The sequence below is a fragment of the Arthrobacter sp. D1-29 genome (assembly GCF_054130585.1).
Genome location: NZ_CP096383.1, coordinates 1,261,333 through 1,282,503, shown reverse-complemented (window position 1 = coordinate 1,282,503; position 21,171 = coordinate 1,261,333). Strand labels below are relative to the sequence as shown.

Below are 21,171 nucleotides of genomic sequence, written 5' to 3'. Positions count from 1 at the left end.
GTCAGTTCCCGAGCGCTGCGTCACGCCATGTGAAGTTCCACATCTCTTCGTCGGGGATAATCTCGTTGTACTTCAGCGAGCCCCGCTCCATGAAGAACTCCTGGTAGCGGCGCAGCACATCGAAATCGACGCTCAGGTCGGCGGGGATATGGTGCTGCCGAGATGCCGCGATGACCTCCGGATTCGCCCCGGTGTACTTCTCCACCAGCGCAAGCATTTCCTCGGTGTTCCAGCCGTTGTCGGCAAGATCTTCGGCGGTCTTGGCGTATGCGCGCATGAAGTCCTCCGCCGCCTGCCGGTTCTGCTCGGCCCAGTCGGTGTTGTAGATAACGCCGGTGAACGGCAGCGGGGGGTCATCCGTCGGCGTCTCCCACGGACGGTAGCCGGACCCATTCTGTTCCGCCTGGGTGGGGAACGGTTCTGACAGTATGCCCCCGGCAATCGCGCCGTTGGCGAGTGCTGGTACCTGATCGGGGAAGGGGATGTACTCGAGCCTGATCTGGTCGATTGACAGTCCTCCGCGTTCGAGGGCGAAGCCAAGCAGTGCCTCGGTCACTACCCCTGGGGCATTCGCGGCGAACGCCTGTCCCGTCAACTGCGACATGTCCTCTGCCACCTTGGCCGCCTCCTCGTTGGACCCGGCGAGCTGCGAGGAGATGATGAAATAGTCCTCGATGTAGCCGAAGTGCATCGGTGCTACGTACTGCACAGGCAATCCCTCGGCGAACGCGTTGTAGGCTGCGGAGCCGATTCCGGCGAACCCCGCGTCATACTGACCGGTTGCAACGCCGGTGATGGACTCGTTACCGCTAGTGACCTCCACGAGTTCTACATTGACACCCGCCTCCTCGGCGTATTTTTCAGCAGTGACAAAGAGCGGCAGGGCCGACCCTGTGGCCAGATAAGCGACCCGTATCGTGCCGCCCTCGCCGGCTTCGCCGCCCTCGGGATCAGCGGTGCACCCTGCAAGGACCAGTGCTACGGCCGCTCCGGCAGCGGCAATAAGCCGACGGGTATGGGTTGTGGTGGCGTGCATCATGGGGAACTCCCTTGCTTCTCGCGTGTCCGAGGGTTTCTTGCGTTAGTGACCACCTTCCCTGGCCATGAGCCAGGACGGTCGACCGGTGATCTTTGCATCGATCACCAGGGGGCGGTCCCGATCAGACTGGAGCCAGGTGGATACCCCGCCAAGGTCATCGAGCGACCGCACGGTGACGGCGTCACAGCCGTAGCCGCGCGCAATCGCCGCAATGTCCGTGTCGGGAAAGCGAACGATCTCCTGCTCTTTGGGCGTCGACTCGGGGAACAGATGGATCTCTGCACCGTAGGCGCTGTCGTTGTAGACAACGATCAGCATTCCGAGCCGGAGTCGCACGGCCGTCTCCAGTTCCACTGCCCCCATCAGCAGTGATCCGTCACCGGTGCCGAGTACTGCCATCCGGTCCGGACGGGCGACGGCGGCGCCGATCGCACTGCCCAGGCCAAGACCGATGCATTGGAACGACAGGGGGAGCACGTAACCAGCGTCGTCCGGCACCCGCAGGTGGGCACCCGGGTAGGCGTTCACGTTCCCGCCGTCGACCACAACTACCCGTTCCTCGGGCACCATCGCATCGAGGGCGTTGGTGAGAGCCACAGGGTCCACGAATCCCGGCTCGTCGATCGGCTCGACGGGCTGCTCTGACCAGTACCGGGCACGGCGAACCCGCTCGGCGACTTCGGGGGTGCGATACCCCACCCTGGACGGCCCTCTGGCCGTCAGCACCTCGCAGGCCGCCCGGGCCACGGCGGCCGCGTCACCGACTATGCCCAGGTCCACGGGCCGGTGCTTCCCGATCGCCTCGACGCGGTCGTCGACGTGGACGAGGGTTACTTCCTCGATGAGCGAGCCACTGCGAGTGGTCCAGTCATTCAGCGCCACCCCGAATGCGACAATGAGGTCGGCCTCACGCACGAGGTCTGCGGCACTCTCGGTGGCAAAACCGCCCACAATGTCGAGGGCCCAATCGTCACCTTCGAAGACGCCGCGGCCGCCCCCCGAGGCGATGAGAAGGGCTCCTGCCGCGGCGGCCACATCGCGAAGCTCCCCTTTTGCGTGCCGCGACCCGCGGCCTCCGATGATGACCGGTCGTTCCGCCTTGGCGAGAAGATCGGCGAGTTCCGCCGCTTCTGCGGCGGGAACTACCGGCCTCGGCACGCGGATGTTCGACACGGGACGTGCTCCCGGATAGGGAACCTCGTGTTCCTGGAGGTCGATGGGCATGGAAAGAACAACCGTAGTGCGCTCAGTCTGGGCGAGGCGGAAGGCCCGTGCTGCGTCGGAAACGGCGGTCTCAGCAGAATGGATGCGCATCGGCGTCGCCCCGAGAGCCAGTACAGCCGCGTCCTGGTCGATGTGGAAATTCGAGGTTACGTCGCCGACCGCGGTGTCCGCAGCGAGGACCAGCAGTGGTGTATGGCATTTCGCGGCCTCGGTCACACCCGTGAGAGCGTTCGTGAGGCCACAGCCCTGGTGCAGGCTCAGTACGCTCACCTCCTCGGTGAGCCGGGAATAGGCGTCGGCCATGGATGCTGCACCGCCCTCGTGGCGGGCTGCAACGAAGCGTGCGCCGGAGGCCACGAGCGCATTGGTTACACGGAAATTGCCGCTGCCGACCACTCCAAACACCTGAGACACGCCCAATTCGACGAGCACGGACCCGAGAGCATCGGCAACTTTCATTATTTGCGCCATTGCACCAATCCGCCTCCACTTAATCGGCGTCCTTCTACAACGATATAAGACCCGGCGGTCTTCGTCTAATGAATACTTGGCATCCCTGACATGAGCATGAAGAATAATAGGACCATGCTACTCAACGTCGACCTGAACCTCCTGCGGACCTTCGTGGTCGTCTACCGCGCGAAAAACCTGACCGCAGCGGCGGAGACGCTGCATATATCACAGCCTGGGGTGAGCCATGCCCTCAAACGTCTCCGGATGCACTTCGACGATCCACTTTTTGTCCGCACGGGTACCGGCCTCCGTCCCACCCGTCTTGCCGCCGACCTCTATGCCGAGATCAGCGGCCCGCTGTCGCATATCGAGACAAGCACCGAAGACCGCACCCGCTTTGATCCAGCGACCTCACGCCGCCGTTTTCGGATTGCACTCACTGACCTCGGTGAGGCGGTGCTGCTCCCCCGCATCCTGCAGGCCACCGGAAGCGCGGGGTCGGGTATCGAGATCGAAGTCGTTCCGCTCGACATTCAGACAGTGGCGCGTGATGTATTTTCCCGGGACCTCGACGCTGCGGTCACGAGCTCGCCGGTGCTCGGAGCAGTGCGCCAGGAAATCCTTTTCCACGACCGCTACGCCTGTCTGGTGCCAGCCGGCCTGAAGGACGACGGCGGGCGGATCCGGGTCGAGGACCTGCAGCGGCTGCCCGAGGCGAGAGTCGGTCCCTCAGCGGGTCATCGGGCGATCACTGAGGCCGTCGCCACGCTGGGAGCGGGCGTCCTCTCCCGCAGCCCCCAGGTGGAGGTGCCGCGGTTCACCTCGCTGCCCTGGATCGTCGCACGGTGCGGGTTCGTCGCCATCGTCCCGGTCGATGCCTTCGCCGCATTGGCGGTCCCTGCAGGAGTGAAGCTGCTCGAGCTTCCTTTTCCGTCGCCTGTGACGTCCGTGCATCTTATCTCGCACCACGATGCCGCCGCGGGGCCCGCGACGGCGTGGTTTCTGGATACAGTGCGTTCGACCCTCGCCGCGTGAACGCCCTCTTAGTAAGGACCGTAACGTGCGTCTCGACGCGTGGGCGGAACGGACGCGGGCACCAGCTGGAGTACAGCCAGTGCGGTTGATGGATTGCGGATAGCCACTGGGGACGTGGCGGCAGGAGACACGTATGGCCAAGAGAAAGCTTCCGCCATTGACGTAGGCCTCCGTAGAGCCTGCGAGACGAGGCCGGTTCTCAGCCAATTCATCCGGATCCGGATTAACTCGGCAGCAACGGCTCGGTGCGGGACCACTGATCATCACTCAAGACGGAAGTTCGCGGCACCCCTCAAGCATTCCAGCCAGCGAGCCCCCGATTTAGGAGATACGCCTTAAGCGCCGACCGGCACCGCCCGGCTGGGCACCGAATCGAGCGCGGAACTGAGCCCCGAGCTGACCCCCGGGCTGCCAGCCGCGTTAACCAAGGGGACCCCGCCGTCGAACCTCTGCAGCACCTCGACCAGATGCGGCGCGAAGTCGCCGTCGAGCTCCAGCACCACCCGGCAGCGGGCGCCGGGCTGCTCGGGGTAGCCCATGTACCGTCCGCGCAGGTCGCAGACGGTTTGGCCACGGCCGGGACCATCCGTCGTGTCGACGTCGACCTGGACCACGGGGGCGACGGCCGCCCTGATCCCGCCGACCGCAAGAGCCGCGGCGAGGGGATCGTGCATCGCCGAGCATGCCCGGCCGAACTGGCTTTCGTAGAACCGGAAGTAGTAGCCAAGCATCTCCCCGAGCAACTGCGGCACGGGACCTGAACAAGCGAGCAGTTCTTGCCGGTGGCTCTCCTCGAGCACGTTGGACATGGTGACGTCCAGCGGCACCAGGGTCACGTTCCAGTCGGCGGCGAGGACGTTCGCGGCGGCCTCGGGGTCGTTGAAGATGTTGGCCTCCGCGACGGGGGTGATGTTTCCGGGGGCCAGGGCGGCACCGCCCATGATGGTGATTTCCTCCACCAGCGACGGCAGCGCCGGTTCCAGCCGGAGGGCTTCGGCGATGTTGGTGAGCGGGCCGATGGCGAGGACCCGCAGGCGGCCGGGGTGTTCATGGGCGAGCCGCACCAGCATCTGGGCGGCGGTTCCGGGCGCCGGGCCGGCAGACGCCGTCGTCAGCGAGACTCCGCCGATGCCGTTGTGCCCATGGACCCACGGCGCCCCGCCGCCGAACGTGCCGGCCTGGGGGTCATGGGCTCCGATGGCCACCGGGATGTGCGCGTGACCGGCGAGCTGGAGCAGGTCCAGGGTGTTCCGGGCGCCGACGGCGGCACTGACGTTGCCGCTGACGGTGCCGATGCCCACCACCTCGGCGGTGGGCGCGGCCAGCAGGTAGGCGAGGGCGAGGGCGTCGTCGATGCCGGTGTCGCAGTCCAGGTAGAACGGGAAGGTGGCGGTCATGGTGGTTCTCCTACAGAAATAAGGGGGTTAGACGGTCTCGCCCTTGGGGGCGGCGACGAAGAGACTGACGATGAACGCGGCGGCCGTGATGGCCACCGAAATCCAGAGGGCGGTGGCATAGCCGGCGGCGGTGGCCTGGGCGGCGAACGGCGCCACCAGCACGACGCCGAGGCTCGCCCCGATGCCGAAGGAGGCGCCGTTGATGCCGGGCAGGGCAGCCGGGGCTTCCTTGGGTGAGAGGAGCACCGAGAGCCCGTTGATGGCGGTGAGGAAGAAGCCGTTGTAGAAGATGCCCAGGGCCGCGACGGCGATCAGCACCGCCACCTGGTTGTCGGAGAAGGTGGCGGCGGTGATGGCGCAGGCCAGGCTCAGCCCGGTGCCGATCCGGAGGGTTTTGGTCCAGCCGCGGCGGTCGGCCAGCCAGCCGGCCAGCGGGGCGGCGAAGACGCCGATCAGGGCCGCCGGGGTGAGGAACAGCAGCGCGGAGACGGACGCTGTCAGCCCGAAGCCGGCACCGGCGTCCTGGCTCAGCAGCACCACGGTGAAGTTGATGATGGCGAAGATGCCGGCCAGGGTGAGGACGGTGGTGGCGATGACGGGCCACACCTGGCGGGAGCGCAGGTGGTGGACGGCGATCAGTGGGTGGCTGCGCCGTTTCTCGATCATCCAGAACGCGGCGAAGGACGCAACGGTGCCGGCCAGCAGGGCCAGGGTGCTTGGCGCCAGCCAGCCTGCGGCCGAGCCGCCGGAAACGAAGTAGGTGATGAATACGAGGAACAGCGAGAGGGATCCGGCGCCCCACCAGTCCATGGCGCCGCGCACGCCCTGGGGGCGTCCGGCCGGGACGATCCTGATGATGCAGGCAGCGGCGACGGCCGTGAGGACCAGGACGACGACGAAGATGGACCGGAAGCCGAGGGTCTCGGCCATGAGCCCGCCCACATAGCCGTCCACACCGCCCACTCCCCCGTTGATGGCGGCGATGATGCCCACGGACGTGCCGAAAACCCGGGCGTTCAGGTTCTCGCTGAGCACGATGTAGGCGAGGGCGAAGACGGCGCTGGAGACGCCCTGGAGGAACCGGCCGGCGACCAGCAGCGGCAGGGTGGGGGCAATGATGCAGAGGATGGTGCCCGCGCCCATGATGCCGAGGACCAGCAGCAGGGCGGCGCGGCGGCCGATGAAGTCGCTCCACCGGCCGATCACGGGACCGGCGATGGCGCCGGCGAGGAAGAACATGGACTGGACGGGGGCGGCGCTGTCCGCACCCTGGCCGAAGTCGGCGGCGATCTGGGGCAGTGCCGGGGTCACCATGCTGGCGTTGAGCTGGAAGGACAGCACACCGAGCAGCAGCGTGGAGATCAGCAGCGCGGCGCGGCGGCCGGCGAACTTCGCCTCCTCCGCGGCAGGTAGGACGACGGCGGGACCGGCTTCCGGGGAAACCGCGGCGGCCGCTGGGGTTGGGGTGTTCACATCAAACTCCTTTGTTCTGCAGGCCGATCCTGCCATTGGGATGTGAGTTGTTATACAACCACGTATGACGCGCAAGTACAACCATGCCGTACACTATTTCTCAATCCCGGGCGCTTCCCGCATCACCGAGTTAGGAATTCCCATGAGCCGTTCCCTTCCTGTTGCCGTCGTCGGCAGCATCAACCTGGACCTGATCGCCACCGCCGAAAGACTCCCTACAGCGGGCGAAACCATCGGCGGCGCAGTGCTGTCCGAACAGCCGGGCGGCAAGGGCGCCAACCAAGCCGCGGCAGCCGCGCGGCTGGGCGGCATCGCCCGGATGATCGGCGCCGTGGGCAGCGACGCGCAGGGGCAGCGGATGCTGGACGCGTTGAAGAGTGCCGGCGTCGACACCGCTGACGTGATGGTGCTTCCTGGGGCGACCGGGACGGCGCTGATTGTGGTGGATCGCGACGGCGAGAACCAGATCGTGGTGTGCCCGGGCGCCAACTCCAGCCTGTCCCTGGACGGGGTGGAGTTCGGCCCCGAGGAGACGGTGCTGTGCCAGCTGGAGGTGGGGCTGCCCGTGGTGCTGGAGGCCGCCCGGCGGCACTCCGGTTTCTTCGTGCTGAACGCGGCGCCGGCCATGGACCTGCCGGCGGAGCTGCTGGAGCGCTGCGACCTGGTGATCGTGAACGAGAGCGAGTACGCCCTGATCCCGGCGCTCGCCGCGGCCAAACTCGTGGCCGTGACGTACGGCAGGGACGGCGCCGCGATGTTCGAACGCGGGCGGAAAGTGGCCGGGGCGCCGTCGGCTGCTGTGACAGTGGCGAACACCGTGGGCGCCGGCGACGCGTTCTGCGCCGCCCTGGTCCTGGCCCTGCGGCAGGGGCTGGACTACACGCATGCGCTGGCGGTGGCCAACGCGGTGGGCGGGGATGCCGTGGGCGATCCGTCCTCCCAGCCGGATTTGGCACAGCTGGGCCATTACGTGGAGCGGACTGCCGCAACCGCAGGCGCACGGTGACCGTCGCGCTCAGGCGCGCGGCGCCGTCGGACTTTCCGGAGGTCCGGCGCATCACGCGCGACGCCTACCTGCGGGCCGGGCACTTCGCCGCGGACCATCCGTACATGAGTGTGCTGGAGGACGTGGAGCACCGTGCCGAGCACGCGCAGGTGTGGGTGGCGGAGGCTGCCGGGCGGGTGGTGGCGGCGGTGACGCTGGCGTTCGCCGGCCAGCCGTACAGTGAGATCGCCGCCGAGGGCGAGCTGGAGTTCCGGATGCTGGCCGTGGACCCGGCGTGCCAGGGCGGCGGCGTGGGCCGGGCGGTGGTGGGCAAGGTGGTGGAGCACGCCCGGCAGTTGCCCGGCATCGGGGCGATCAGCATCACCAGCGCCACGTTCATGGAACGCGCACACGGGCTGTACGAGTCCCTGGGATTTCGGCGGGTGCCGGAGCGGGACTGGTACGTGCCGGGCGAGGACGTGCTGCTGTGGGTGTTCCGGCTGGAGATTTAAGGCACGACGCGCCCCGGAACCCCTTTTCCTAGTTACTGCTCGCTTTATCGCCAGAACGCTGGCAGCGAACCTGCTGCCCGAGCCTCCGGCCTAAGCCGCGGGCACTCCCCCGACCGCCCCCTATCCCCAGGAGAAGGACGCTGCCTACGAGAGTTCCGTGAGGATCTCGTCGGCGGCTCGGCGGCCGGAGCGGATGGCGCCGTCCATGTAGCCGTTCCAGACCGTGGAGGTTTCTGCGCCTGCCCAGTGGATCCGGCCCACGGGCGCAGCGAGGGCCGGGCCGTACTGGGTCCAGGCGCCCGCGCCCAGCCGTCCGCCGTAGCAGCCGCGGGTGAACTCCTCAGCGCTCCAGTCCTGCTCGACGAGGTCGAACGGGTGTGCCGCCGTCGGGCCGAAGTACTTCACCAGCGCTCCGATAACGAGCTCGCGGCGCTCCGCTGCGCTCATCAAGCTCGCGGCTCGGGCGTGGGCGCCCTCGAGGAAGCCGACCAGCACCCCGCAGGAGCCGTCGTCGGGGCTGTTGTCCAGGACAACGCTCAAAGCGTCGTCGAGGCTGAGGACCGTTCCGCTCAGTCCGTCGTCGCGCCAGAACGGGGCGTCGTAACCGACTTGGAGCTTGATCACAGCCCCGGCCGGCATCTGCTGGGTGAGCCCGTCGCGCAGCGCGGGCAGCGGCGGGACGTAGCGCAGCCGGCCGGCCAGCGTCTGAGGTACGGCGACGACGACGCGCCCGGCCTTGACGCTGCCGCCTTCGTATTCGACAAGGACGCCCGTCTCATCCTGGCGGATGGTCCGGACCACGGCATTGAGCCGGACCGCGCCGCCCAGTTCGGCGGACATCCGCTCGCAGATCTGATGCGTGCCGCCGACAACGCGGCTCTCCTGGGCGCCCCCTGTTATCGTCATCAGCGCCTCAAGGCTGGTGCCGGACTTGAGGTAGAAGAGGAAGTGCAGGAGTGAAAGCTCCGGAGACTCGGCGGAGAACAGGACGGGCACCACCATGCGGAAGAACCTCACCGCGATGCTGTCTTCGGTATTGGCCACCAGCCACCCGTCCAGCGTCTGCCGGTCCAGGTCCTCAGCGCCGTCAGTTTCCCACGGCGCCTCAATCGCCACCGTGGAGGCCAGGATCTCCAGGTCCTCCCAGAGCCGGCCCACCTCCATCGCCGACTCCGGCGGAAGGCCAAAGGTCTCGTCGGCGTACCGGACCACGTTGCCGTCGAAAACGGTCAAGGCGTCGCCCTGGTCGTAAGTGGGGAAGGTCTTCAGGCCCAATTCCTCGATGAGCCCGAGCACCACGTCCTGCGTCGGGCCCACCCATTGGCCGCCCATCTCCACCGGCACCCCGTTGCTGAGCAAGCCTCCCAGGGTGCGGCCGGCCACGCGGTCGCGCGCCTCCAGCACGGCAACTGTCCTGCCCGCGTGAACAAGCTTTCGCGCTGCACTCAGGCCAGCCAGGCCAGCGCCCATGACGACGACATCCACATCGTGCATCTTGCGATCCTCCACATCGATCCAGCCGCTTGCATTGACTTAGACACGAGCTTACGACTCCCGCTGGAGTCCACCAGCTGCTCGCAGTTACGGGCCACGAGAATGTGAGGCCAGGTTGGTTTTCTTGGACCAATGGTCTGCGGGACGATGCTTCTGTCGAGCCAACACAGCCGGCACAACATTGGGTTCATGTCCATGAGCCGCGTCCACGGCACGACGACGACGGGCGCGGCCGCTTCCCTGCCGGCCGCACCGCCGCTACGGGGTTTGTTGCGCCAGCGATTGCTTGACTGTCAGGGCCGCGGGAAGGATCTCGGAGGTTACCTCGCTGCCCATGTTGAACTTTTCCGTGCCCGAATGTCTTTTTTCATGCAACCGCAGACGGTTGCGCAGATAGCGAGTAGCATCCGCCTTAAGGGCATCTACGCGCGTGACGCTGTGGGGAAGCGAAGATGCTTTTCACTGTCGATTGGCGCAATGTACCCTCTGAGGCCCGCGATCGACGTTGGCTTCCCTCCACGTGCGTCCATAACCGCACCCCCCCCGCACGATTCCCATCGCAAGTCGGTCAGGTGTCCTACGAAAGGACTCTCATGAGCCAAAACCCTAATCTTGCCCCTTCTCCCCCGGCCTACGGCTATGGGCAGGTGCAGCAGAGCAACAAGTCTTTCCTCGTGACTTGGTTGTTGTCCCTCCTTCTCGGCATTTTCGGCGCGGACCGGTTCTACCTCGGTAAGGTGGGAACCGGAATACTGAAGTTAGTCACCTTCGGTGGCCTTGGCATCTGGGCCCTTGTTGATCTGATTCTCGTGCTTGCGAACATGACCCGCGATAAGCACGGACTTCCGCTAGCGGGTTACGACACGAACAAGAAACTGGCATTGATCGTGTCGGGCGCATTCATTCTTTTGATGATCGCGGCCAGCTCGGCCCGGGGTGGCTCTAACGTATCGTCCACCTCAGCCGTTTCCACTCCAGGGGCCTCCGCCACGGCTACCGCTGCTGCTGCCCCTGCAGCTGCCACAACAGATCCAGCCGCTGCAGCGGCCGAGGCCGACGCCGCGGCTAGAGCAAAAGCCGAAGCCGAGGCCGCCGCAAAGGCCCAGGCCGAGGCCGATGCCGCGGCTAAAGCAAAAGCCGAAGCCGACGCCGCCGCCGCCGCAACAAAAGCCCAGGCCGAGGCCGACGCCGCGGCTAAAGCTCAGGCTGAGGCCGACGCAGCTGCCAAAGCAAAAGCCGAAGCCGACGCGGCGGCAAAAGCTCAGGCTGAGGCCGACGCAGCTGCCAAAGCAAAAGCCGAAGCCGACGCCGCAGCAGCAGCGGCCGCGGCGAAAGCCCAGGCGCCCGTACAACCTGCCATCCCCGCAGCTCCATCCCGATGCGATCCAAACTATGCAGGGCCGTGCGTGCCTATTGCCTCCGACGTCGATTGTGCCGGAGGGAGCGGCAATGGTCCCGCGTACGTACGCGGACCTGTCACCGTCGTCGGATCTGACATCTATGGTCTCGACACGGACAGGGACGGCGTGGGATGCGAGTGATGGCCTGGTATCCATTGGAAGCAGGCCGGTTGACGATGGCTCGACAAGGCCATCGTCGACGGTCCTGCCCCGAACGGCCAAGATGCTAATGAGGGCAGAGGGCCAGGTCTGCGTTCATACGAGCATGCGCGCAGCCGCCGCTCGTTCGCCATTGGGCATAGGGGCAAACGTTAAGACTCTCTGCCGGGGAGAGGTTTCTGGTTGCACTGACTAGCGCTAGGAGTACTGCGATGACGGACTTCACTCATGCAGCCCGGCGAGACCCTCTGCCCCTTTGCCACCAAGGCCTTTCCTCTGCAGCGGGTCGGCGGGCATGCGGTGCATTCACCGCGTCTTCCTTTAGGCGTACGACGACGCGCCCGGCATGGTCCGCTTGGTCGCGGCCGGAGATACCGCCCGCGCCGCCTACGTGGGCGAGTACTGGGGAAATTCGACAAGATGCTCAACATGCACCATGAGTGCAGTTCCTGCAGACACGACATGATTGAAAACAGTCCAAATCAACACCGGTCATTGGCCATGTGCACCGGCAAAAGTATGTTGGTCAGCTTCGCCCAGCCTGATCCTATACTGAAGGCAAAGACTGGAAACGGCACACCAAACAGGGGTGGATATGGGTTTCAGGGTACGCAAATCGTTCAAGATTGCTCCGGGCGTACGTATGACGGTGACGCCGAAAAGTCTCGGCCTCAGTGCTGGAGTGAACGGCGCCCGGATCTCCGCGAACACTTCCGGGCGTGTCACCCGAACTGTCGGTATCCCGGGGTCCGGCGTCTCGCACGTCAAGACACTTTCAAGCGGCTCCCTAGCGAACCGGTCTCCCGCTGCACCCGCGGCGGCCTCGGCCCGACGTTCCTCCCCAGGCATGTTCGCCCCCAAATGGGAAAAGGAACTTTATCGGGCACTCGTGTCGCATCCGAACTTCAACGATCTGCCCCGCATCGGCAAGGAGTTCGAGAAGGCTCGCCCGCTGGCGGCCTTCTTTGAAGCGACCGCAGATGCGATCCCGAATGGCGACCTTGCCCGGGGCACCGAGCTGCTTAACTGGCTATTCAGCACCGGCTATGACCCGACATCGGATGATTTCCTCCAGAAATACCTGCCGGGAGGAGCAGCCAGCGTAAGCATCGCAGAAGGCATCACGGTGGAGATTCCGGCTGACCATAACTTCATCGGTCTTGCCCTTGCAGAATTGCATCAGGCCGCTGGCCGCATACCTTCTGCTGTCGACATCGTGGAACAGCTCACACCGAGCACTGTGACCGCTATATCTTTGGCCGAGCTCTATTCGGTCCAGGGCCGCTGGGAAGAAGTGATCACCCTGACCGACGGTCTCCAGAATGATGACGAAGCTGCTACCTACCTTCTGATCCAGAGGGGCATCGCACTGCGCGAGCAAGGCTTCCCGGATGCGTCCCGCGAGGCCTTCAAGGAGGCCTTGAGGGTGCGGTCCCGGCCAGTCGAACTTCGTCAGCGCGCACTCATCGAACGCGGGGTCACCTACTTGACCGAAGGTAAGCGATCACTGGCACGTAAAGACTTCGAAAGGGTTCTTGCCGAAAACAGCAACTACCCGGGGCTTCGGGAACACCTCGCCAAACTCGAAGCCTGAATTGCCTGTACTGGACAAAGTCGAGGACGAGCCTCCCGGTATCCCACCCGTGATCAAGGCGGTGGAGAATGCCTGTGTCCGCTGCCCGGTGGCAGTACGTACGAGCCCCAAGGGTGTGCGTATGGTTCTTGAGCCAATGGTGGGAAGAACCTGCGGAGGTTTTGAGGCAAGAGGGTGAGAATTGCGCCCATGGCCCTGATCTTCGCGCAATCAGCCGACGCACCTCACGTGCTGACGCAACGGCACACTCGCCCAGCAATATCAGTCGGACTCTACTGGTCTCGTCTCCAGTCGGATTGCGGCGGAGATCAGGTTTCGCAGCATGACAGTGGCATCCATCTCGGATGATTTTTGTGGTGCTCATGACCCGTTTTTGCATCAGGCTACGGGCTTACGATCTGCGAGCAGTTCGCATCTTTTCGAACTATGGGGGCAATACATATGAATTCACGTCTTCGATCCAATCAGGCACCAAAGCAGGGCAACAAGGAGGCTGCGGAGAGGCTCGTGGCTCGCCCGCGTCCTTGGATTTCTCGACGTCGAATGGCTGGCGCTGCCGTAGCTGTTGCCGTTGTCATTTCAGCGACGGCGTGCGGTCAATCGGCAGCATCGTCCGCCGCTGATCTGACCACTGAGTCCGCATCCTCGACTGCGACGCCAACACCCACTCCCACTGCGCCCGCTTCATCCGCCTGCCTCACCGAAAGCGCGACTGAAAAGTACGAGCCAAAGGTCTTCATTTGTACGAAGACCGATGCAGGAAAGCTGCTGTGGATGGAGCAGTCAGAATCAAAAAAGGTAACGGACGCGCGAGCGGCGGCTGAAAAGCTGGCTGCCGAGAAGGCTGCGGCAGACAAAGCAGCGCAAGACGCCGCAGCAAAGGCGGCAGCGGACCAGGCCGCCGCGGAGGCGGCCCGCCAACAGGCCGCGGCTGAGGAGGCAGCGCGCCAGCAGCAGGCCGCAGCGGCGGCCGCGGCAGCCCCGAAAGTCCAGGCACCCGTACAGCCTGCCATCCCCGCAGCTCCCTCCGGGTGCGATCCAAACTATGCAGGGCCATGCGTGCCTATTGCGTCCGACGTCGACTGCGCCGGCGGAAGCGGCAATGGTCCCGCGTACGTACGTGGACCTGTGACCGTCGTCGGATCTGACATCTACGGTCTCGACAGGGATGGCGACGGCTTCGGATGCGAGTGATCACCTGCTAACCAACGGAAAGCAGGGCGGGCGTCTGTGGCTTCCAAGGGCCTTTGGCGTCCGTCCTGCCCCGAGCGCCTAAAGATGCGGGGTAGAGCGAAGTGAGGGGGACGACGCCATGGTGGAACTGAAGCGCATCTACTGGGGCCGCCGGATACTGCGTGCGGCTTACTCGGCTGTGCTTTTGTGGTTGGGCGTATCTTTTGCCCTCGCCCTGATGCCGAAGGCAAACGCCGGCACCGGCGAGAGCGCCACGTCGGTCGCGGACGTTTTTCGCGGCATGTTCGACAGCGTTCTCGCCGCTGTCGCAGTGCCTGGCCTTTTCGTCGTCGTCCTGACAATCACGGCCGCCGTCATCCGTGCCCAGGACGTCCGACGCCGGGATCCGGTCCGGCGCTTCTCCCGCCAGCAGCGCCGCGAGGGAATGGCAAGGGCCGGCGGCCAATGTGAGATGGAGGCGGGGTTCCGGCGCCGTTGTTCGCGGCCCGCCGAGCAGGGGGACCATTTTTATCCGTGGTCCAAAGGCGGATCCACCTCCCTCCAGAACTTCGTTGCTGCCTGCGCCAGATGCAATCGTGCCAAAGGGGCCGGAATTCCGTCGCCGGGCAAGCAGGAAAGGCTGGAACGACGACGGCGGGACTACCTTCTGCCCGACGCATCCGTCAGCGTCGGCGAACGGCAGCCGCTCCCCTGACCGCCTCCCGGGCCTGCGCCCGGCGGACCCGGTGCTGGTCCTCATGCAATACGTCAGATAGTCACACGACCATTGGGCTAGCCGCCGCTGGCGTCTGGCCATTGTGCGCCAACAGGGCCAGCGATACGATGCTGCCGGGGAGAGGTCCTGGTCTCGCACGTCGACCGTTAGGGGCCAATCCAATGACTGATTTCTTCACGATGCAGCCGGGCGAGACCGCAGCGCCTTTGCCACCGGGACCCGTCCTGTGTCAGGGAACGGCCGGCATGCGGCGCATCCACCGCTTTTTCCTGTGGGCGTACGACGAGGCGCCGGGACTGGTGCGCTCCGCCGCAGCCGGTGACACCGCGCGCGCCGCTTATGTGGGCGACGCGCTGGGGAACTTCGACAAAGTGCTCCATCTGCACCACGAAGGCGAGGACCAGAGCATGTACCCGCAGCTCGAGGAAAGGGCGCCGGCGTGTGCGTTGCACGTAGCGCAGATGATTCAGCAGCACCGGCAGGTGACGGAGCGGCTCGAGAGCATCGAGCCGGTCCGCCTTCGCTGGATGGAAACAGCGGACGCAGAAGTTGGCCGGGAACTCGCTGAGCTCTACGAGGACTTGAAGGCCGTCCTCAACGTTCACCTGCGGCGCGAAGTCACCGAGGTGATGCCCGTCGTGGACAGGGTGCTGACCGAGAAGGAACTGCAGGAGGGCGCGAAGCACGGGATCGATCAGCTCGACAAGAAGTTCCTGGTCGGCTACCTCGGGATGGTGTTGTCCACGAATCCACCCCAAGACCAGAAGGAAATGATCAAGGACATCCCCGCGCCGGTCCGCCTTGGCTACCGCCTCGTGGGGCGCAGGATGTACCGGAAGCAGTACTCGACACTTTTCCCGGGGCGCTCGATTCCCGAGACGCTGTAAACGACGCTGGTGATTCTGGTCCGTGCAACCGGGATCTTGGTGTGGATTGCAGTGCTCCCACCAGCAGCGCCGCCAGGGGATTGCGAGGGCCGGCGGCGGCTGTGAACTGGATTCGGGGTTCGGCCCCGCTGTGGCCGTCCCGCCGAGCACGGTCACCACTTTTATCCATGGTCTAAGGGCGGCTCCTCCAGCCTGCAGACCTTCGTGGCTGCCTGCGCCACATGCAACCGCACCAAGCGCGCCCGGATCCCGTCCCCGGGGCAGCAGCGGCTGGAACGACGACGGCGGGAGTACGTCACGCCCGACGGTCCCGTCAGTGTCGTCGAACGGCAGCCGCTCCCCTAGTTTGGTGCACCCAACGTCCGGCTGACTCTGGCCCGGCTCAGCGCCTTTCGATACCACCCGATCCAGACAAACAGGTAGCCACCGAGCAGAACGACCAGCCCCCCCGCCCCTATCACCCTGACGTTCAACTGGCCCTGGACGTTTGTGTAGTCAGGGTGCCCGGGAACGACTTCATCCAACACCAGCCATGCGGCAAGCAGGGAAATTTCCCAGCAGAAGGTGATGAGCAGGAAGATCAGCGGCAAACAGATTGCAAGGGTTGGCAGCCAAAACATCCAGTGGACCCGTCGGCGCACGCGGGCGCACGCGCCTCCCGATTGATCCGCGCCGGCAGTTATCTCTGTAGTCATTCTTGTCCCCCAAGTGATGCCCGAGGTCTCTGGCCCCGGCTTCTGACAGCCTAGTCTCGCAGACTGCCGCAGAGCAGATCGCTGCCGCGACAACTTCCGGAAGACAGCGGAGGACAACGGCGCCCCTTCGGGTCAGGGGTCAAGCCGCCTGCGCAGGAGGCAGAACTCATTGCCCTCAGGGTCGGCCAGGACGCGCCATTGCTCGTCGCCCGTCTGCCCGACGTCGGCCGTGCGGGCCCCAAGAGCAAGCAGCCGTTCCAGCTCCACGTCCTGGTCCCGGTCCACAGGGTTGACGTCGATGTGCAGGGGGAGGCGCCCGGGCCGCGGGTTGCTGCTCGGGCTCAGGATGATGGTCGGCTGCAGACCCCCAAACCCGGCGTCCGGCGGGCCGATCTCGATGGCACCGTCCTCTCGGTCGAGTTCGACATATCCGAGGACGCCGCGCCAGAACTCTGCCAGGAGTTCCGGATCGGCGCAGTTGAGGACCAGTTCGCTGATACGGGAGACCACGGACCCCAGTGTACGGAGGCCCTACCCGAACGGTCAGCAAAAGCACGCTTGTCCAACAAACGCATCAGACGTTGCACTAGGCTGGAAGCCCCGGACCCCTACCAACAAGCGAGGCATAACGTGCATCAGGACGCCGCCCGGTTCCTGTCCCAGCCGGTGGCCGCCCAGCCCGGCTCACCCCTCCGCGTCGCGGTATACTCCCGGATCGCCGAGGCCATCCGCAACGGCCTCCTCACGCCCGGCTCCATGATCCCCACCGAAACCGAGCTCGGTGCCGACATGAAAGTCAGCCGCACCGTGATCCGCGAAGCACTCATGCTGCTCGAGGAGGACGGCATCATCAGGGCAAGGCGCGGCGTCGGGCGCTTCGTCTCGGACACGCTCCCTCGCATCGGCATCGAACGCATCCGCCCCTTCGAGGAAGTCCTCGGCAGTCCCGGCCAGCAGCTCGAGGTCAAGCGCATCCAGGTGGCGCGCCAGCCCGCGTCCGAATTCGCCGCCCCCGGTGTCGGCGTCGAGCCCGGAACCGACTGCTGGCTCTGGGAATCCGTCCTGATCCGCGACGGCGAGGCCATCGCCCACCTGCAGGAAAACATCTCCGCCCAGCCCGTCAGCATCGGCCAGAGCGCCGCAGCGCCCCTTGACATAAAGGACGACGGCGGCGCCACCTTGCTTGCCACGCTTAACAACCAGCTGGGGCGCCTACCGGGGCCGGGAGAGTGCCAGATCAGTCTCAGCCAGGTGGGGCCCAGCCGCGCGAAGCTGCTGGACCTCCGCCCGTCCGATCCCGTGCTGGTCCTCACCCAGTACGTTCGATTCGGCAACCAGCCCTTCTACCTGGCCAAATGCCTGATCGCGGCCCGGGCCGGGCACCTCTCGGTGATGCAGTCCCTCCAGTCCTAAGAAGCTCAGGCCTGGCCCGGAACCGCTCCGGTGAGGGCAGGAACCGCCGTCGTACTTTCCTCAGAGGAAAGCAGCGTCTCCACCAGGTGCGGCACGAAGTCCTCCTCGAGCGAAAGCACCACGCGGCACCGCGCCCCCGCCACCTCCGGGTAGCCCGCATACAGCCCCCGGAGGTCGCAGATGGTCTGCCCGCGGCCGGGCCCGTCAGAGGTGTCGACGGCGGCACGCACTACAGGCGCAACAGCGGCCATAACAGCGCCCACGGCGAGCGCCGCCGCGAGAGGATCGTGCATCGCGGAACAGGGCCGGCCGTAGATGTCCTCGTAAAACCGGAAGTAGTAGCGCAGCATCTCTCCCAGCACCTGAGCCACGGGCGACGAAGACGCCACCAGCGCCTGCCGGTGCGTCTCCTCAAGAACAGAGTTCATGGTCACGTCCAGCGGCACCAGGGTCACGTCCCAGTCGGCGGCCAGCACCAGCGCGGCGGCCTCGGGGTCGTTGAAGATGTTGGCCTCGGCCACCGGGGTGATGTTCCCCGGAGCCAGGGCCGCCCCGCCCATCACCGTGACCGACTCCACCAAAGACGGCAGGGAAGGCTCCAGCCGGAGGGCCTCGGCGATGTTGGTCAGCGGGCCGATGGCAAGGACCCGCAGGCGGCCGGGGTGTTCATGGGCGAGCCGCACCAGCATCTGGGCGGCGGTTACGGGCGCCGGGCCGGCAGACGCCGTCGTCAGCGAGACTCCGCCGATCCCGTTCTCGCCGTGCACCCACGGCGCCCCGCCGCCAAACGCGCCAAAGAGAGGGTCGTGCGCGCCAAGCGCCACCGGCACATCAGAAGAGCCGGCAAGCGCCAGGAGGTCCAGGGTGTTGCGGGCGCCGGCGGCGGCGCTGACGTTGCCGCTGACGGTCCCGATCCCGACAACATCAGCAAGAGGAGAGGCCAGCAGGTAGGCCAGGGCGAGGGCGTCGTCGATGCCGGTGTCGCAGTCCAGGTAGAACGGGGAGGGCGTGGTCATGGTGGTTCTCCTACAGTCATAGGGGTTAGACGGTCTCGCCCTTGGGGGCGGCGACGAAGAGGCTGACGATGAATGCGGCGGCGGTGATGCCCACCGAGATCCAGAGGGCTGTGGCGTACCCGGCGGCGGTGGCCTGGGCGGCGAACGGCGCCACGAGGACGACGCCGAGGCTCGCCCCGATGCCGAAGGAGGCACCGTTGATGCCGGGCAGGGCAGCCGGGGCTTCCTTGGGTGAGAGGAGCACCGAGAGCCCATTGATCGCGGTGAGGAAGAAGCCGTTGTAGAAGATGCCTAGGGCCGCGACGGCGATCAGCACCGCCGGCTGGTTGTCCGAGAAGGTGGCGGCGGCGATGGCGCAGGCCAGGCTGAGCCCGGTGCCGAGCCGGAGGGTCTTGATCCAGCCGCGGCGGTCGGCCAGCCAGCCGGCCAAAGGCGCGGCAAACACGCCAATCAAAGCGGCGGGGGTGAGGAACAGCAGCGCCGAGATGGAGGCGGTGAGCCCGAAGCCGCCGTCGGGGTCCTGGCTGAGCAGCACCACGGTGAAGTTGATGATGGCGAAGATGCCGGCCAGGGTGAGGACGGTGGTGGCGATGACCGGCCACACCTGGCGGGAGCGCAGGTGGTGGACGGCGATCAGCGGGTGGCTGCGGCGTTTCTCGATGATCCAGAACGCGGCAAAGGACGCGATGGTGCCGGCCAGCAGGACCAAAGTGGAGGGCGCGGTCCAACCTGCAGAAGATCCGCCGGAGACGAAGTAGGTGGTGAACACCAGGAACAGCGAGAGGGAGCCGGCGCCCCACCAGTCCATGGCGCCGCGCACGCCCTGCGGCCGTCCGGCCGGGACTATTTTGATGATGCAGGCAGCGGCGATGGCGGTGAGGACCAGGACCACCACGAAGATGGACCGGAAGCCGAGGGTCTCGGCCATGAGCCCGCCCACGTAGCCGTCCACGCCGCCCACTCCCCCGTTGATGGCGGCGATGATGCCCACGGAGGTGCCGAAGACCTTGGCGTGCAGGTTTTCGCTGAGCACGATGTAGGCGAGGGCGAAGACGGCGCTGGAGACCCCCTGCAGGAACCGGCCGGTGACCAGCAGCGGCAGGGTGGGGGCGGCGATGCAGAGGATGGTGCCGGCGCCCATGATCCCGAGGACCAGGAGCAGCGCGGCGCGGCGGCCGATGAAGTCACTCCACCGGCCGATCACGGGCCCGGCGATGGCGCCGGCCAGGAAGAACATGGACTGGACGGGGGCGGCGCTGTCGGCACCCTGGCCAAATTCGGCGGCGATCTGCGGCAGCGCAGGGGTGACCATGCTGGCGTTGAGCTGGAAGGACAGCACGCCCAGCAGCAAGGTGGAGATCAGCAGGGCGGCGCGGCGGCCGGCGAACTTGGCTTGGTCATCGGCAAGTACGACGGCGGAGGCGGCTTCCGCGGATGGCGCCGCTACCGCCGGGGTTGGGGTGTTCACATCAAACTCCTTTGTTCTGCAGGCGAGTCCTGCGCTTGGGATGTGAGTTGTTATACAACCATGTATGACGGACAAGTACAACCATGGTCTACACTATTTCTCAATCCGGCCGCTTCCGGCCCCTCCCCCGTTAGGACTTCCCATGAGCACTCGACCTCCTGCCGTCACCGTCATCGGCAGCATCAACCTGGACCTGATCGCCACCGCTGAACGGCTTCCCACTGCGGGCGAAACCATCGGCGGCGCCGTCCTGTCCGAACAGCCCGGCGGCAAGGGCGCCAACCAGGCTGCGGCTGCAGCGCGGCTGGGCGGCAGTGCCCGGATGGTCGGCGCCGTGGGCAGCGACGCGCAGGGGCAGCGGATGCTTGACGCGCTGGCTGGCGCTGGGGTGGACACCACGGACGTTGCCGTCCTGTCGGAGCCGACTGGGACGGCGCTGATCGTGGTGGACCGCGACGGCGAGAACCAGATCGTTGTGTGCCCGGGCGCCAACTCGCACCTGTCGCTGGAGGGGGTGGAGTTCGGGCCCGAGGAGACGGTGCTATGCCAGCTGGAGGTCGGGCTGCCCGTTGTGCTGGGGGCCGCCCGCCGGCATACCGGGTACTTTGTGCTGAACGCCGCGCCGGCCATGGACCTGCCGGGGGAACTGCTGGAGCGCTGCGACTTGGTGATCGTCAATGAGAGCGAATACGCCTTGATCCCCGCACTCGCGCAGGCGAAGCAGGTGGCCGTGACGTACGGCGGGGATGGCTCGGCAATGTTCGAGTATGGCCGGAAGGTGGCCGCGGCGCCGTCGGCTGCGGTGACGGTGGTGAACACCGTGGGCGCCGGGGACGCGTTCTGCGCCGCGCTGGTCCTGGCGCTCCGGAACGGGATGGACTACGGCCGGGCGCTTGCGGTGGCTAACGCGGTGGGCGGGGACGCTGTGGGCGACCCGTCGTCGCAGCCGGATTTGGCACAGCTGGGCCATTACGTGGAGCGGACTACTGCGACTGTGGGAGCCCGATGAGCATCGTGT

General features: G+C 66.1%; 19 protein-coding genes and 2 pseudogenes. 12 read left to right on the top strand and 9 right to left on the bottom strand.

The window, feature by feature from the left end; genetic code table 11:
* Position 1 precedes the first annotated feature (1 nt).
* Complete coding sequence (locus tag M1E17_RS06005) at positions 2–1,039, bottom strand: ABC transporter substrate-binding protein (RefSeq protein WP_457966107.1); 1,038 nt, start codon at positions 1,037–1,039, stop codon at positions 2–4.
* 42 nt (positions 1,040–1,081) lie between these two features.
* A complete protein-coding gene (locus tag M1E17_RS06000) occupies positions 1,082–2,722 on the bottom strand; it encodes a thiamine pyrophosphate-binding protein (protein WP_457966106.1) in 1,641 nt (546 codons plus the stop codon).
* Between the two features lie 102 nt (positions 2,723–2,824).
* Between M1E17_RS06000 and M1E17_RS05995 the strand changes: the two genes are divergently transcribed.
* Positions 2,825–3,751, top strand: a complete 927-nt coding sequence (locus tag M1E17_RS05995) for a LysR family transcriptional regulator (protein ID WP_457966105.1) — start codon at positions 2,825–2,827, stop codon at positions 3,749–3,751.
* A 335-nt stretch (positions 3,752–4,086) separates the two neighbouring features.
* Here the strand turns inward: M1E17_RS05995 and M1E17_RS05990 are convergent, their stop codons facing one another.
* The gene (locus M1E17_RS05990) at positions 4,087–5,148 is read right to left on the bottom strand and encodes a nucleoside hydrolase (protein ID WP_457966103.1); all 1,062 of its coding nucleotides are present in this window, start codon (positions 5,146–5,148) and stop codon (positions 4,087–4,089) included.
* A gap of 27 nt (positions 5,149–5,175) precedes the next feature.
* Positions 5,176–6,621 (bottom strand): MFS transporter, encoded by a 1,446-nt coding sequence (locus M1E17_RS05985; RefSeq protein ID WP_457966102.1) that lies wholly within the window; start codon positions 6,619–6,621, stop codon positions 5,176–5,178.
* A 142-nt stretch (positions 6,622–6,763) separates the two neighbouring features.
* On the opposite strand from M1E17_RS05985, the gene M1E17_RS05980 reads away from it, so the two are divergent.
* Positions 6,764–7,627 (top strand): ribokinase, encoded by an 864-nt coding sequence (locus tag M1E17_RS05980; protein WP_457966101.1) that lies wholly within the window; start codon positions 6,764–6,766, stop codon positions 7,625–7,627.
* Complete coding sequence (locus M1E17_RS05975; protein WP_457966099.1) at positions 7,624–8,118, top strand: GNAT family N-acetyltransferase; 495 nt, start codon at positions 7,624–7,626, stop codon at positions 8,116–8,118. The genes M1E17_RS05980 and M1E17_RS05975 overlap by 4 nt, the downstream gene beginning before the upstream one ends.
* A 144-nt stretch (positions 8,119–8,262) precedes the next feature.
* Here the strand turns inward: M1E17_RS05975 and M1E17_RS05970 are convergent, their stop codons facing one another.
* A complete protein-coding gene (locus tag M1E17_RS05970) occupies positions 8,263–9,612 on the bottom strand; it encodes a flavin monoamine oxidase family protein (protein WP_457966097.1) in 1,350 nt (449 codons plus the stop codon).
* Between the two features lie 593 nt (positions 9,613–10,205).
* Between M1E17_RS05970 and M1E17_RS05965 the strand changes: the two genes are divergently transcribed.
* The 7 genes and pseudogenes from M1E17_RS05965 to M1E17_RS05935 all read left to right on the top strand — a co-directional run.
* On the top strand, positions 10,206–11,153 hold the full coding sequence (locus tag M1E17_RS05965; protein WP_457966096.1) for a TM2 domain-containing protein: 948 nt from the start codon (positions 10,206–10,208) through the stop codon (positions 11,151–11,153).
* 613 nt (positions 11,154–11,766) lie between these two features.
* Positions 11,767–11,871 (top strand): annotated as a pseudogene (locus M1E17_RS05960) (DUF4236 domain-containing protein); the annotation flags it as partial.
* Between the two features lie 147 nt (positions 11,872–12,018).
* Complete coding sequence (locus M1E17_RS05955) at positions 12,019–12,765, top strand: tetratricopeptide repeat protein (protein ID WP_457967977.1); 747 nt, start codon at positions 12,019–12,021, stop codon at positions 12,763–12,765.
* Positions 12,766–13,539: 774 nt separating this feature from the next.
* Positions 13,540–13,959 (top strand): hypothetical protein, encoded by a 420-nt coding sequence (locus M1E17_RS05950; RefSeq protein WP_457966094.1) that lies wholly within the window; start codon positions 13,540–13,542, stop codon positions 13,957–13,959.
* 118 nt (positions 13,960–14,077) lie between these two features.
* On the top strand, positions 14,078–14,653 hold the full coding sequence (locus tag M1E17_RS05945; protein ID WP_457966093.1) for an HNH endonuclease: 576 nt from the start codon (positions 14,078–14,080) through the stop codon (positions 14,651–14,653).
* 182 nt (positions 14,654–14,835) lie between these two features.
* Complete coding sequence (locus tag M1E17_RS05940; protein ID WP_457966092.1) at positions 14,836–15,561, top strand: hemerythrin domain-containing protein; 726 nt, start codon at positions 14,836–14,838, stop codon at positions 15,559–15,561.
* A gap of 180 nt (positions 15,562–15,741) precedes the next feature.
* Positions 15,742–15,906: pseudogene (locus M1E17_RS05935) on the top strand (HNH endonuclease); the annotation flags it as partial.
* Here M1E17_RS05935 and M1E17_RS05930 read toward each other — a convergent pair.
* Positions 15,903–16,256: a hypothetical protein gene (locus tag M1E17_RS05930; RefSeq protein ID WP_457966091.1), complete on the bottom strand. Its 354-nt coding sequence runs from the start codon at positions 16,254–16,256 to the stop codon at positions 15,903–15,905. The pseudogene M1E17_RS05935 and the gene M1E17_RS05930 overlap by 4 nt on opposite strands.
* A gap of 132 nt (positions 16,257–16,388) precedes the next feature.
* Positions 16,389–16,766: a VOC family protein gene (locus tag M1E17_RS05925; protein WP_457966089.1), complete on the bottom strand. Its 378-nt coding sequence runs from the start codon at positions 16,764–16,766 to the stop codon at positions 16,389–16,391.
* Between the two features lie 120 nt (positions 16,767–16,886).
* On the opposite strand from M1E17_RS05925, the gene M1E17_RS05920 reads away from it, so the two are divergent.
* Positions 16,887–17,669, top strand: a complete 783-nt coding sequence (locus M1E17_RS05920) for a GntR family transcriptional regulator (protein ID WP_457966088.1) — start codon at positions 16,887–16,889, stop codon at positions 17,667–17,669.
* 5 nt (positions 17,670–17,674) lie between these two features.
* Here M1E17_RS05920 and M1E17_RS05915 read toward each other — a convergent pair whose 3' ends face one another.
* On the bottom strand, positions 17,675–18,685 hold the full coding sequence (locus M1E17_RS05915; protein WP_457966087.1) for a nucleoside hydrolase: 1,011 nt from the start codon (positions 18,683–18,685) through the stop codon (positions 17,675–17,677).
* Positions 18,686–18,710: 25 nt separating this feature from the next.
* Positions 18,711–20,153 carry an MFS transporter gene (locus M1E17_RS05910; RefSeq protein WP_457966085.1) on the bottom strand — a complete coding sequence of 481 codons (1,443 nt, stop codon included), beginning with the start codon at positions 20,151–20,153 and terminating at the stop codon, positions 18,711–18,713.
* Between the two features lie 142 nt (positions 20,154–20,295).
* Between M1E17_RS05910 and M1E17_RS05905 the strand changes: the two genes are divergently transcribed.
* Positions 20,296–21,162 carry a ribokinase gene (locus tag M1E17_RS05905; RefSeq protein WP_457966083.1) on the top strand — a complete coding sequence of 289 codons (867 nt, stop codon included), beginning with the start codon at positions 20,296–20,298 and terminating at the stop codon, positions 21,160–21,162.
* Positions 21,163–21,171 lie beyond the last annotated feature (9 nt).

Excerpts from the sequence above, each read along its gene's own strand:
- M1E17_RS06005 (WP_457966107.1), bottom strand. The coding sequence starts at position 1,039 with ATGATGCACGCCACCACAACCCATACCCGTCGGCTTATTGCCGCTGCC.
- M1E17_RS06000 (WP_457966106.1), bottom strand. The coding sequence starts at position 2,722 with ATGAAAGTTGCCGATGCTCTCGGGTCCGTGCTCGTCGAATTGGGCGTG.
- M1E17_RS05995 (WP_457966105.1), top strand. The coding sequence starts at position 2,825 with ATGAGCATGAAGAATAATAGGACCATGCTACTCAACGTCGACCTGAAC.
- M1E17_RS05990 (WP_457966103.1), bottom strand. The coding sequence starts at position 5,148 with ATGACCGCCACCTTCCCGTTCTACCTGGACTGCGACACCGGCATCGAC.
- M1E17_RS05980 (WP_457966101.1), top strand. The coding sequence starts at position 6,764 with ATGAGCCGTTCCCTTCCTGTTGCCGTCGTCGGCAGCATCAACCTGGAC.
- M1E17_RS05970 (WP_457966097.1), bottom strand. The coding sequence starts at position 9,612 with ATGCACGATGTGGATGTCGTCGTCATGGGCGCTGGCCTGGCTGGCCTG.
- M1E17_RS05965 (WP_457966096.1), top strand. The coding sequence starts at position 10,206 with ATGAGCCAAAACCCTAATCTTGCCCCTTCTCCCCCGGCCTACGGCTAT.
- M1E17_RS05955 (WP_457967977.1), top strand. The coding sequence starts at position 12,019 with ATGTTCGCCCCCAAATGGGAAAAGGAACTTTATCGGGCACTCGTGTCG.
- M1E17_RS05950 (WP_457966094.1), top strand. The coding sequence starts at position 13,540 with ATGGAGCAGTCAGAATCAAAAAAGGTAACGGACGCGCGAGCGGCGGCT.
- M1E17_RS05945 (WP_457966093.1), top strand. The coding sequence starts at position 14,078 with ATGGTGGAACTGAAGCGCATCTACTGGGGCCGCCGGATACTGCGTGCG.
- M1E17_RS05940 (WP_457966092.1), top strand. The coding sequence starts at position 14,836 with ATGACTGATTTCTTCACGATGCAGCCGGGCGAGACCGCAGCGCCTTTG.
- M1E17_RS05930 (WP_457966091.1), bottom strand. The coding sequence starts at position 16,256 with ATGACTACAGAGATAACTGCCGGCGCGGATCAATCGGGAGGCGCGTGC.
- M1E17_RS05915 (WP_457966087.1), bottom strand. The coding sequence starts at position 18,685 with ATGACCACGCCCTCCCCGTTCTACCTGGACTGCGACACCGGCATCGAC.
- M1E17_RS05905 (WP_457966083.1), top strand. The coding sequence starts at position 20,296 with ATGAGCACTCGACCTCCTGCCGTCACCGTCATCGGCAGCATCAACCTG.